This is a genomic window from Thermobifida sp. (genome assembly GCF_017577275.1).
Taxonomy (GTDB): domain Bacteria; phylum Actinomycetota; class Actinomycetes; order Streptosporangiales; family Streptosporangiaceae; genus Thermobifida; species Thermobifida fusca.
In genome coordinates this window covers 194,534-206,079 of record NZ_PITY01000023.1, presented here as the reverse complement: position 1 = coordinate 206,079, position 11,546 = coordinate 194,534, and the positions used below count along the sequence as shown (strand labels likewise).

Here is an 11,546-nt window from a genome sequence, read left to right as displayed (position 1 = left end):
TCGGAGACTTCGGATGCCACAGGCAAACCCCTACGAATCCCACGGCGATCTCTATCGCGCGATCGTTTCCATACGACTGCATCCTGAGGAGGTGCGGTGGCGTCGAGGACGCTGGACGTCTGGCAACACCGGAAAGTCGTCAGACACCTGGTCCGCCGTGACCTCAAAGTCAAGTACCAGAATTCGATCCTCGGTTACGCCTGGTCGATGTTAGAGCCGCTGGCGATGGCCTGCGTCTACTACTTCGTCTTCGGCGTGGTGTTCGCGGCGACTGGCGGAGCGCGCGAGGCACCGGGCGGCCCGGACGCGCCCGGGGGCTACGCCCTGTTCCTGCTGTCAGGGCTGCTGCCGTGGATGTGGTTCAGTGCGGCGCTCAGCGACGCGCCCCGCGCACTCACCACCCACTCCAAGCTCATCACCACGATGAAAGTGCCCCGGGAGATCTTCCCCCTGGCCATCGTGCAGACCAAATTCGTGGAGTACCTGCTCACCTGGCCTGTCCTGCTGATGTTCGTCGTGGTGCTGCGGGGCGAGACCGGGTGGAACTTCTTCTGGGTCATCCCGGCGATCGCGGTGCAGTTCATCCTGTCGCTGGGGATGACTCTGCTGCTCTCCTCCATCAACGTGCTGCTGCGCGACGTGGAACGGATCGTTCGTATCCTGAATCGAGTGCTGTTCTACAGCACGCCCGTCATCTACCCGCTGTTCCGCGTCACGGAGATTGACGCGCTGCCCGACTGGTTCAAGTGGCTCTACCAGCACAATCCGCTGGCAGGGATTTTCCAGATGCACCACGCGGTGTGGTACGCCAGCGAAGCGCCTCCGGCGTCCGTCTTGTGGACGACGGTCGGCGGAGCCATCCTGGTGATGTTGGTTGGGTACGTCACGTTCCGACGACTGGAGAGCGCCGTCCTTAAGGAGCTGTAATGGCGGAGCCGATCATCGAGGCTGAAAGGCTCGGTATCAAGTTTGCGACGAACCGCCGGCGCAAACGCAGTCTGCGGGAGATGTTTATTCACGGAAACCGGCGTGACCCCAACCGAGGTGCCTCCGATTTCTGGGCGCTGCGCAACGTCTCCTTTACGATCACTAAAGGCGAGTGTGTCGGTATTGTCGGCAAGAACGGGACGGGTAAATCCACTCTGCTCAAATTGATCGCCGGGGTGCTGATCCCCGACGAGGGCAGAGTCACTGTCCGCGGAAAAGTCGCTCCGCTGCTGGAGCTGCGGGCCGGGTTCAACGACCACCTCACCGGGCGGGAGAACGTCTACCTGGTGGGCGCCCTGCACGGGATGAGCAACGAGATGCTCCAGGAGCGGTTCGACGAGATCATCGAGTTCGCCGAGATCGAGTCGCGGTTTATCGACACCCCGGTGCGCCATTACTCCAGCGGCATGAAGGTGCGGCTCGGATTTGCGCTCATCTCCCAACTGGAACACCCCATCATGCTGGTGGACGAGGTGCTCGCGGTGGGGGACAAATCCTTCCGCAACAAATGCTACGACGCCATTGAGCGAATGCTGCAAAACCAGCGCACCATGGTCCTGGTCTCGCACAACGAAGGCGACCTCAAACGCTTCTGCGACCGCGGCCTGTACATCAAGAACGGCGAACTGGTGTTGGACACCGACATCAAAGCCGCCCTGGACGCCTACAACGCCGACACCAAGGCGGAGATCGCCAAGCGGAAGAAGAAGAGCAAAGCCGCCTAAGCCGTCCCGTTCCGCCCCGTGTGGCCCCTTGCCAAGCGGTCTGTGGCCGGGTAACCGTTGACACCTACAGAACGTGTGTGGGAAAGGCGCGGCGAGTGACGGAGACCGGAGTACTCACCGCCTACGGGATGCGGCCGCTGGCCGAGCCCGTGGTGCGCTGGGCGGTGCGGCGAGGCACCACTCCGGCTGCCATGGCCCGGGCCGGGGCCGTCCTCACCGCAGTGGCGGCCGTGTGGTTCACCGACACTGCCCTGATGGGCAGCCTCGTCGGGACGCTCGCGCTGGCGCTGGTGCTCTACTGCGACGCGGTCGGCTCTCGCATAGCGGAACACCGCTGCGATGCGCTCAACGCCTGGGCGGTCGCGATGCTCAGCCGGGTACGCGAATACGTGCTCTTCCTAGGACTGGCGCTCGGCGCGTCCCTGGCAGGCCAGACCGACGTCTGGCTCTGGGCGGCGGGGGCACTGACCGCCCACGCGGTCCGCGAATCAGTGGCGGAGGCCCGCGCGGCACACCGCCCGGAGGCTCAGCCCCGGGACGCGTCCAGGGGAGCGCCCCCGCCGATCGAAGCGATCGACCCCAGCTACCGCAGCCGGGAACCGGCCGACCCCGACTTCACCGCGGAGCTCCTCGGCCTGGCCCGCGACCCGGACGACACCGCTGAGCCGCCCGGAACCGTCCGGCTGCGCCCGGCCCCTGCGTCCCAGAAGACCAGGGACCGTGGCGCGGCGCCCGGGAACGCCGCCCCACCCCGCCGGAGGCGGCAGGCCGTGTCCCGCGGACGCGCGGGGAGGCTCCTCCGCGACGTGGCCCGGTTCGGCCCGTCGGAGCGCTTCCTCGTCATTGCCGTTTCGGTAACGATTTGGCATGCATCGGTGGCTTTCGGGGCGTTGATCGCCGGATCCGTGGCTGCTATGGCAGTTGCCACATTGCTTCCGCAATCCGACTCCCGGTAAGGCCCACCATGAGCTCTGCGACGCAGTCTCCCCACGTTGACCTGCGTTTTCTTCGAGACGACGGGCATTTGAGCACGGGCATCGGCGTTCTCGTCCAGGGCGCGCTCCCGCCGGTTCTGCCGGCTTTCGCCGGAATCCTGGTGATGGGAGTCTTGTTATTCACCGGTTTTGAGGATCTGAACGGGGTTACCCTGTTCGCACCGGCGGCGGCACTCCTCTTGTCGGGAGTGGCTTCCGCGCATCCGCACAATGGGCGGTTCGACTGGATTGTTCCGCCATTGCTGCGAGCAGCCGAATACCTGTACCTCTGTGCGCTGGGCTACGGTTCCGGCGTACCAGGTCCCCTAGTATTCGCACTTGTCGCGTTAGTCATCTTCCATCACGGTTCCGCCGTACGCCGGGTACGCCACGGTATTCCCCCTTCCGAGTGGGCCAGGCTGGCTATGCTGGGCTGGGACGGTCGGATGCTCCTCATCGCGGCCGGAGGGGCGCTGGGATGGCTGCCCTTCACCTACGGTCTGCTCCTGGGCTATCTGGCGGTCCTGCTGGCGTGGGAGACCACCACAAGCTGGCTTTCGGCACCGGTGACCGCGGTGGCGGTAGAACCACGTGAAGGACAAGGGGGCGCTGTGGCCTCCGACAACTGAGGGAGGGAAGCGCCGACATGCTCGGCATGATTCTTGCCGCTGGGGCAGGGCGCCGGCTGCGCCCGTACACCGACACGCTGCCCAAGGCTCTGGTGCCGGTCGATGGTGACACCACCATCATGGACATCGCCCTGCAGAACCTGGCCTCGGTGGGGCTCACCGACGTAGTGGTGATCGTCGGCTACCGCTCCGAGGCGGTGGAGGAGCGGCGCGAGGCACTGGAACGCCGCCACGGCGTCAAGATCACCACCGTCTTCAACGACAAGGCTGAGGAGTGGAACAACGCCTACTCCCTGTGGACTGCACGGGACTACTTCGCTGAGGGCGTGGTGCTGGTCAACGGTGACACCGTGCACCCGGCCAGCGTGGAAAAAACACTACTCGCCAACAGGGGACCGGAGATCGTCCTCGCGGTAGACACCGTGAAAACACTTGCTGATGAAGAGATGAAGGTGGCTCTGGACTCCTCCGGACACCTGCAGCGGATCACCAAGCTGATGGACCCCGCGACAGCCGCAGGCGAGTACATCGGAGTCACCCTCATCGAGGGGAGCATCGCTGGCCGCCTGGCAGACGCGCTCCGTGCCACCTGGGAACGCGACCCCCAGCTCTACTACGAGGACGGCTACCAGGAACTGGTCGACCGAGGCGAGAGGATCGCTGTGGCGCCGATCGGCGAGGTCGACTGGGTTGAGGTGGACAATCACGACGATCTGGCTCGCGCTCGGGAGATCGCATGCCGCTACTAGCCCGGATGCTGGCCTCGCCGCTCTCCATTGACGTGCGGCGGGGAGCGATCGCGGACCTGGGACTTCTCCTCGCGGATCGGAGGATCGCCAACGAGGGACGGATCGCGGTGGCGGTCGGCCCCGGCCAGGGCGCCCGGATCGTCGCGGACCTCAACCTTCCCCACTGCGAGGTCTTCCAGGTCGACGAAGGTACCGTCGACGTCGCCAACGAACTCGGCAAGAAGCTGCGGACGGAGGCTTTCGAAGCGGTCGCGGGGATCGGCGGCGGCAAGACCATCGACGTCACTAAATTCGCCGCCACCATGGCGGGAATCCCGATGATCGCGGTCGCCACCAACCTCTCCCACGACGGCATCGCCTCCCCGGTGAGTTCGCTGGAGCACGAGAGCGGCAAGAGCTCCTACGGGGTGAACATGCCGGTCGCCGTCGTGGTGGATGTGGACTACGTCCGCTCCGCACCTGACCGGCTGGTCCGCTCGGGGATCGGGGACGTGCTCAGCAACCTGTCCGCGATCACCGACTGGGAGCTGGCCGGCAAGGAGATGGACGAACCGGTCGACGGGATGGCCGTCACCTTCGCCCGGGTGGCCGCCGAGTCCGTGCTGCACCGCCGCGACTCCGTGGAATCCGAGAGCTTCCTCACCGCGCTCGCCGAGGCCCTGGTGCTGTCGGGGATGGCCATGTCGGTGGCCGGGTCGAGCCGGCCCGCTAGCGGCGCTGACCACGAGATCCTCCACGCCATCGACCAGCTCTACCCGGGGACCAGCAACCACGGAGAACTGGCTGGGCTGGGCACGCTGTTCGCCTTCTTCCTCCGCTCCCGCTACCTGGGCCACGGGGAACAGCAGCTCGAGGACATCCGCGCCAGCCTGCTCCGCCACCGGCTTCCGACTCTCCCCTCGGACGTGGGGCTGGACGAAGAGCAGTTCGTCAAAGCCGTGGTCCACGCGCCGTCCACTCGGCCGGGACGCTACACGGTCTTGGAGCACCTCAACCTCTCCGAAGACGAGATCAGGCGGAGCGTTCGCGACTATGTCCAAACCTTCGGTCGCTGAGGTGCGGGCCGGCGGCCAGCCGGAAGGAATCAAAGAGCGGGTCAACGAGGAGCATTGGGCGGGACGCCTCTACATGCGGGCGATCTCGCCCTATGCGAGTACGTTCTTCGTGCGCCTGGGGGTGCCCCCGAACCCGATCACCTACCTGATGGTGGTCTGCGGTGTGCTCGCCGGGATCGTCGTGGCCTTCGGCGGGCTGTGGTCGGCCCTGCTCGCGGCCCTGCTCATCCAGGTCTACCTGCTGTTGGACTGCTCTGACGGCGAGGTCGCCCGGTTCACCGGGCGTACCAGCGTGACCGGTGTCTACCTGGACCGCATCGGCCACTACTTCGCTGAGGTCGCCCTGCTGGTCGGGGTAGGGATCCGGGCGCAAGGAGAGTTCACGGCCGGAGGCTGGGTGGTCGCCGGACTGGCCGCGGCACTCGGCGCCGCACTGATCAAGGCGGAGACCGACAACGTGGTGGTGGCCCGGGCCAAGGCGGGGTTGAGCGACCACGTGCCGGCCGCAGCCCTGAATCCCCGGTCCGCGGGCCTGAGCCTGGCGCGCCGGATCGCTTCTGCGCTGCGTTTCCACCGCATCATCCAGGCAGTGGAGCTCTCCCTCCTGGTCGTGGTGGCCGCAGTGGTGGATGCGGTCCGTGGCGACCTGGCTGCCACCCAGGTGCTCATGGCTGCCTGTGTGGCGGTGGCAGCGCTGCAGACCGTGCTGCACCTGGTGAGCATCCTGGCCTCCAGCCGGCTGCGGTGACGCGCGGGCGTTCCGCTCACCCTGCCGGTGTTGATACGGTCGTTACCTGGTTCATGAGACCGTTGAATTCCGTTGTCCTGTCATCCATCTTTGGTGTGTTGAACGGTTGTCGATGAGCGGTTCCGTCCCCTCCCCTAGCGCGACACGGCAGGGTGAGGCATCCGGAGCGGACACGGGGTCCTCCCAGGACGCGCTCCCCTCCGGCGGATCAGTACGGGCCGCGCCGGGGCAGGAGCCATCCGTTCCCCAGCGCGGAGGTAAACAACAGTTGAAGCTCTCCTGTGTGCTGCTGACGATGGGCAATCGGCCGGCAGAGCTGCGCCGGGCCATCGCCAGCGTGTTCGAACAGGAGGGTGTCGACATCGAGGTGGTCGTCGTCGGGAACGGCGCAGACCTCCCGGACTTGGATGAGCGGGTGGTCACCGTGCGGCTTCCCGAGAATGTTGGAATCCCGGCTGGCCGGAACGCGGGAGTGCGGGCCAGTACCGGCGACATCATCCTGTTCCTCGACGACGACGGATGGTACCGGTCCCGCAACCTGGGACGGCACGTCCACGACCGGTTCGCAGCAGACCCCTCGCTCGGTGCGCTGTCCTTCCGGATCTCCGACCCTGACGGCGGCCCGGACCAGCGGCGGCACGTGCCTCGACTCAGAGTGGGCGACCCGGGCAGGTCGAGCCGGGTCACCACGTTCCTCGGCGGGGCGTCGGCGATCCGGCGCACCGCGTTCGAACAGGGCGGCGGGCTGCCTGACGCGTTCTTCTACGCGCACGAGGAAACAGACTTGGCGTGGCGCATCCTGGATGCGGGATACCACATCGAGTACGACGCTGAGGCGGTCATGTACCACCCGGCGACGTCCCCGACCCGGCACGCCGACTTCTACCGGCTCAACGCCCGCAACCGCGTGTGGCTGGCCAAGCGGAACCTGCCCTGGCCGCTGGCCGTGGTCTACGTGGCGGTCTGGGTGGCGCTGACCGTGCTGCGCGAACGTTCCCTCAGCGCACTGCGTCCCTGGTTCTCCGGGTTCTGGGAAGGGTGGCGGACCGACGCGGGGGAGCGCCGGCCGATCCGATGGTCCACGGCCTGGCGGATGACTCTCGCTGGACGGCCGCCGATCATTTGAACGGTCGCAGCGGCGTAGAACGAGGTGTGGCCCACCCCGCGCGGCGGAGTGGGCCACTGTGCATGCGGCGGGCCTAGAGTTCGGTCACCACATCCTCGTAGTCGAGGCGGGGCAGCCGCGGGAACTGGGGATGGTCCGCGCCAGGCTTGCCGATGTTCATGACGACGAGCGTGCGGTACCGCCCGTTAGGGAAGAACTCGGCGTCGATCGCGGCGGCGTCGAAACCGGTCATCGGCCCCGCTGCCAGCCCGGCCGCGCGGACTCCGATAAGGAAGTACCCGATCTGCAGGGACGCGTTGAGTTTCGCGGTCGTCGCGCGGGCTTCAGCGCTGCTGGAGAACATGTCCCGGATGCCCTGGGCACGGTCGGGGAAGAAGCGGTCGGCCTTCTCGTGGAACTCGCTGTCGTAGGCGAGGATGGCGGTGAGCGGAGCCGACAGGGTCTTGGCCTGGTTCCCCTCGGCCATGTGCTGGACGAGACGCTCCCGGCTTTCGCGGGAACGCAGCAGCACGATGCGCAGCGGCTGCGTGTTCATCGCGGTGGGACCGTACTTCACCAGGTCGTAGATCGCGCGGACCTGTTCTTCGGAGACGGGTTCGCCACTGAAGGTGTTCGCGGTCCGCGCTTCCCGGAACAGGAGGTCCTGGGCGTCCTTGGCGAGTTCCAGCGGTTCGGAGATCTGGGACAAGGTCTCTCCTGGAAAGAAAGTACGTCGAATACGGGGCTGTCCGGCGGTGCAGGCCGGATCAGCAACGTACAACTTATCTTTCCAGGAAAGGATTCCGGGGTTTCGTGTGTTTCCGCTCACCCAGCGCCGATGAGGCGCGCACCCCCGGCTGCGGTCCCGCATCCAGAGCTCCGCGCCGTTGCGGAAGCTCTGAAAACGGGACCGGGAACCGTACCGGGCGCAAACAGCTAGCCGAGAACAGGCGATCAGAGGACTTGGACGCCCTTGCGGCTGATCGAAGCAGTGAGACGGCCCCCGGGCAGCTCGGAGTCAGCGCGGCGCAGCACCCCCCTGGTGTCGAGGAGGCGCTGGCACCGCTCCAGCAGCATCTTGGGCGCGTACTCGGAGTGGTCGGTGAGGAGCACCGTCAGGTCCGCTTCACCCAGTGCCTGCTCCAGGTCGTCCGCGCGCGGGATCGGAGACCCGTTCACCTGCCACTCCGGAACATGCGGGTCGTGGAAGAGCAGCGTGGCGCCTTTCTGCATGAGCTTGGCTGCCACGGCCCGGGACGGAGACTCCCGCTGGTCAGCGATGTTCGCCTTGTAGGTGACCCCCAGCAGCAGGATCGTCGACCGCGACAGCGCCAGCCCGGCCTCGTTGAGCATGTCCTGGACCCGCCACAGCACATAGTCCGGCATGCGCGAGTTGATCTCCTGGGCGAGCTCCACGAAACGGAAGGGGTAGCCCAGGGTCTTGACCTTGTACGACAAATAGTTGGGGTCGATAGGGATGCAGTGGCCGCCCACCCCTGGCCCGGGGTAGAACGCCTGGAAGCCGAAGGGTTTAGTGGCAGCGCAGGCGATGGCGTCCCAGAGGTCCACCCCCAGTTCGCGGCAGAAGATCGCCATCTCGTTAACCAGGGCGATGTTGACGTGCCGGTACGTGTTCTCCAGGAGCTTGGCCATCTCCGCTTCCCGAGTGCCGCGCGCCCGCACCACCGTGCGCACGAACTTGCCGTAGAAGGCGGCCGCGATCTCGCCGCAGACTTCGGTGTACCCGCCGACGACCTTCGGTGTGTTAGCCACGCCGAACAGCGTGTTGCCCGGGTCGATCCGCTCAGGGGAGAACGCCAGGTGGAAGTCTTTCCCCGCGACCAGGCCGGAGCGTTCCAGAATCGGCCGGAGCACCTCGTCGGTGGTGCCGGGGAAGGTCGTGGACTCCAGAATGACCAGGGTTCCCGGGGACAGGTGGGCCGCGATGGTCTCAGCCGCGGAGGTGACCGCGCTGAGGTCGGGAGAACCCTCCTCCGAGAGAGGCGTAGGGACGCAGATCACGATTGTTTGGGCGTTGCGGAGCACGCTGGGGTCCGAGGTTGCGGTGAACCCGGCAGCCCGCATATCCGCGATGTCCAGCTCGGAGAGGTCGTCGATATGCGACTTTCCGGCGTTCAGCCCGTCGACCACGCGCTGGTTCACGTCGAGGCCGGTCACCTTCAGACCGGACCGGCATGCTTCATGCGCCAACGGAAGCCCGACATAACCTAAGCCGACGACTACCAGGTCAGAGGTGTAGGTCGAGACGCCCACAGTTGATCTCCCTCATATGGAAAACGTGCCCTCGGGGTGTTCATTTTCCCGGTAGCTAGACGCGCGAGATTGGTACCGCGTTGCCTTCCGATATCTTTCTGGCCTGTTCAGGACATTCTTGTTCCCGGAGACATAAGAAGGTCGATATCTGGGTATGCGGCTGCGGGCTGCTCTCGGCGCGCGATCGATGATAGCGCTTCTACCAGCGGTAAGAAGGGGGAAAGTAGGGGAGGGAAACGATTTCGCGAAGATTGATGAATTACCTGAGAGTCAAAGACTCCCGCGGGTGTCATCGGCAAATTTAGTGATTCTGTTTACGGAGATGCTGCTACGGTTTGTATTTGCTTACCGTCGCAGGGCGACAGGGTTTTCCTGGCTGTAACCGGATCGGGCACTACGATGGCGGTGCGCCACGCCCGATGCGGCGCGGTGGCACTACCGGAGCGACCTGAAGCGTGTCATCCGGTTCAACACCCGTTCATCCGCGTCCGCCAAGGTGAAGGAGTGGCACAGTGACGTGCGCACCTGGCCCCCACGGGCGACCCGCGCTCCGGAAGGACGGACGATGAAACGGCGTGAGCAGAGCCAGACCGAGCAACTCCGCAAAGCGCTCGCCGAACGGGAAGCGCAGCTCCAAGAAGCCCAGGCGCGCCTCGCTGCCCTGGAAGGATCCACCTCGCTCCAGGTGGGCCGCGCCCTGGCCGGGGCTGCCCGGCGCCCCGCCCGAGGACTGGTGAACCTGCCGCGGGAACTGTACCGGCTGTGGCGGGACAGCAGCAGCCGCTCAGCGGGCAGCACGCCGAAACAGCGCGTACGGTCCCCCGAACCGGTCCGTTCCTATGAGACCGAACGCCAGGAAGCCCGGCTGCTTGCCGGGCAGCCAGCGTTCAAAGACGAGCGGGTCGTCATCGCTGGGGTGTTCTCCTCCGTAGCCCGCGCGGCCGTAGAACCGTACGCGCGGCTCGTCCCGCTGCGCCCGCACGACGTCCAGATCGTCTTCGACTCCGCCGACGTCGACGCGGTCGTGGTCACCGCCTCAGCCGCCCAACCCGGAAACCTGTGGGCGCACGTAGGCGACCCGGCCGCGGTCGACCGCACCCGGGCCCTGCGATGGGTGCTGGACGCGGCCGCTGCCCGCGGAGTGGCGACCATCCTCGTCTGCGACGCGCCCGCACCCCCCGCACTGGCCGGGCTCGGCTTCGACTACGTCCACCAGGGCGACCTCGGCGTCCCCCTCCACCGCTACAACCCGATCGCCGCCCCCGAAGATCGCGCCGCCACCCTGCTGCGGGTCAGCGGAGCTGCCCCCTACTGCCACCCTCTCGTGGCGGAAAGCAAAGGAGGGGTGCGCGCCGACGCGCGATGGGAAGAACTGCCGGAACTGCTGCGCGCCGCCGCAGTCGCGGTCGTGGACACGCCGACGCTCGCCGACCAGGCACTCGCCTGCGGAACCCGGGCCCTCCTCGCCGGAACCGCCCCCGGTCCCGGATTGCCGGACACTGCGGCGCGCACCGCTGCCGACGAAGCCGACTTCATCCAAGCCGTTGCTGAAGGGCCCCTCAGCCCCGCCGAGCTCCGCCTGGCCCTCCGCACGCTCTTCCTGACCCGGGCCACCCCGGTAGTCCTGGCGGACCTCCTGGAACGGGTCTCGCTTCCCGCGGGGGGAGGCTCCGCCACCCAGCCGCTGGCGGGACGGGCCACCACAGTCCTCGCCTGCCCGTTTGACGACACCGAATCGCTTGCCCTCGCCGACGACATGTTCCGCCAACAGCACCCGCCTGCCGAAGTCGTCGTGCCTGACTCCCGCGCCGCATTCGCCGGGATCCAGCGGTTGAAAGACCGTGGCATCCCCGTGCGTACCGTCGCCACCGCTCCGGAGGACCGCTGGTCTGCGGCTGAATGGGCCCAGCTCGCCGCCGCCGCAACCACCCCCTGGACGGCACTGTGGGACCAGCCCGCGGGGGAATTCTTCCTTGCCGATGCACTCTGCGCCGCGGAATGCTCCGGAGCGGACGCGGTCGGCCCCGCCGTCGACCCGGCAGCCTCCGGAGCCGACTACGTCTTCGTCAGCGCAGTACGCCCTGTCCTCGCCCGCCGCGAACTGGTCCGCAAAGGACTGCCGCCCCAGCAGTGGAGCCGGCATGGGGCGCGCCTGCTCGCTCTCAGTGCCGCGGGCCCCGCAGCCTCGAGCCCTGTCCCGGAGCACACACCCGGCGGTTAAGCGGCACACTGGAACAAACGGAGAAGCGCTGACAAGGCCACCACCGTGGATGGTGCCACGCCACAGGCGTACCCCCGGG

General features: G+C 66.8%; 11 protein-coding genes. 9 read left to right on the top strand and 2 right to left on the bottom strand.

What is annotated here, in order from left to right:
- Positions 1-96: 96 nt before the first annotated feature.
- The 8 genes from CW348_RS11965 (at position 97) to CW348_RS11930 (ending at position 6,993) form a co-directional block, all read left to right on the top strand.
- Entirely contained in the window at positions 97-927 is an 831-nt protein-coding gene (locus CW348_RS11965) for an ABC transporter permease (RefSeq protein WP_011292961.1), read from the top strand.
- The gene (locus tag CW348_RS11960) at positions 927-1,712 is read left to right on the top strand and encodes an ABC transporter ATP-binding protein (protein WP_011292960.1); all 786 of its coding nucleotides are present in this window, start codon (positions 927-929) and stop codon (positions 1,710-1,712) included. Before CW348_RS11965 ends, CW348_RS11960 begins: the two co-directional genes overlap by 1 nt.
- Positions 1,713-1,807: 95 nt before the next feature.
- The gene (locus CW348_RS11955) at positions 1,808-2,668 is read left to right on the top strand and encodes a hypothetical protein (protein ID WP_011292959.1); all 861 of its coding nucleotides are present in this window, start codon (positions 1,808-1,810) and stop codon (positions 2,666-2,668) included.
- An 8-nt stretch (positions 2,669-2,676) separates the two neighbouring features.
- The gene (locus CW348_RS11950) at positions 2,677-3,315 is read left to right on the top strand and encodes a DUF5941 domain-containing protein (protein WP_011292958.1); all 639 of its coding nucleotides are present in this window, start codon (positions 2,677-2,679) and stop codon (positions 3,313-3,315) included.
- Positions 3,316-3,332: 17 nt separating this feature from the next.
- On the top strand, positions 3,333-4,064 hold the full coding sequence (locus CW348_RS11945; protein ID WP_011292957.1) for a sugar phosphate nucleotidyltransferase: 732 nt from the start codon (positions 3,333-3,335) through the stop codon (positions 4,062-4,064).
- Positions 4,065-4,069: 5 nt separating this feature from the next.
- Positions 4,070-5,119 (top strand): iron-containing alcohol dehydrogenase family protein, encoded by a 1,050-nt coding sequence (locus CW348_RS11940; protein ID WP_011292956.1) that lies wholly within the window; start codon positions 4,070-4,072, stop codon positions 5,117-5,119.
- The gene (locus tag CW348_RS11935) at positions 5,097-5,867 is read left to right on the top strand and encodes a CDP-alcohol phosphatidyltransferase family protein (RefSeq protein ID WP_016189189.1); all 771 of its coding nucleotides are present in this window, start codon (positions 5,097-5,099) and stop codon (positions 5,865-5,867) included. The genes CW348_RS11940 and CW348_RS11935 overlap by 23 nt, the downstream gene beginning before the upstream one ends.
- Before the next feature lie 295 nt (positions 5,868-6,162).
- The gene (locus CW348_RS11930) at positions 6,163-6,993 is read left to right on the top strand and encodes a glycosyltransferase family 2 protein (RefSeq protein WP_104612880.1); all 831 of its coding nucleotides are present in this window, start codon (positions 6,163-6,165) and stop codon (positions 6,991-6,993) included.
- Between the two features lie 73 nt (positions 6,994-7,066).
- Here the strand turns inward: CW348_RS11930 and CW348_RS11925 are convergent, their stop codons facing one another.
- Positions 7,067-7,681, bottom strand: a complete 615-nt coding sequence (locus CW348_RS11925) for a malonic semialdehyde reductase (RefSeq protein WP_016189187.1) — start codon at positions 7,679-7,681, stop codon at positions 7,067-7,069.
- A gap of 245 nt (positions 7,682-7,926) precedes the next feature.
- Positions 7,927-9,246 carry a nucleotide sugar dehydrogenase gene (locus CW348_RS11920; protein WP_104612872.1) on the bottom strand — a complete coding sequence of 440 codons (1,320 nt, stop codon included), beginning with the start codon at positions 9,244-9,246 and terminating at the stop codon, positions 7,927-7,929.
- A gap of 565 nt (positions 9,247-9,811) precedes the next feature.
- Here CW348_RS11920 and CW348_RS11915 point away from each other — a divergent pair.
- On the top strand, positions 9,812-11,467 hold the full coding sequence (locus CW348_RS11915) for a hypothetical protein (protein WP_104612871.1): 1,656 nt from the start codon (positions 9,812-9,814) through the stop codon (positions 11,465-11,467).
- Positions 11,468-11,546 lie beyond the last annotated feature (79 nt).

Coding starts and splice junctions, on each gene's coding strand:
- CW348_RS11945 (WP_011292957.1), top strand. CDS start 3,333: ATGCTCGGCATGATTCTTGCCGCTGGGGCAGGGCGCCGGCTGCGCCCG.
- CW348_RS11915 (WP_104612871.1), top strand. CDS start 9,812: ATGAAACGGCGTGAGCAGAGCCAGACCGAGCAACTCCGCAAAGCGCTC.
- CW348_RS11950 (WP_011292958.1), top strand. CDS start 2,677: ATGAGCTCTGCGACGCAGTCTCCCCACGTTGACCTGCGTTTTCTTCGA.
- CW348_RS11930 (WP_104612880.1), top strand. CDS start 6,163: ATGGGCAATCGGCCGGCAGAGCTGCGCCGGGCCATCGCCAGCGTGTTC.
- CW348_RS11960 (WP_011292960.1), top strand. CDS start 927: ATGGCGGAGCCGATCATCGAGGCTGAAAGGCTCGGTATCAAGTTTGCG.
- CW348_RS11935 (WP_016189189.1), top strand. CDS start 5,097: ATGTCCAAACCTTCGGTCGCTGAGGTGCGGGCCGGCGGCCAGCCGGAA.
- CW348_RS11940 (WP_011292956.1), top strand. CDS start 4,070: ATGCTGGCCTCGCCGCTCTCCATTGACGTGCGGCGGGGAGCGATCGCG.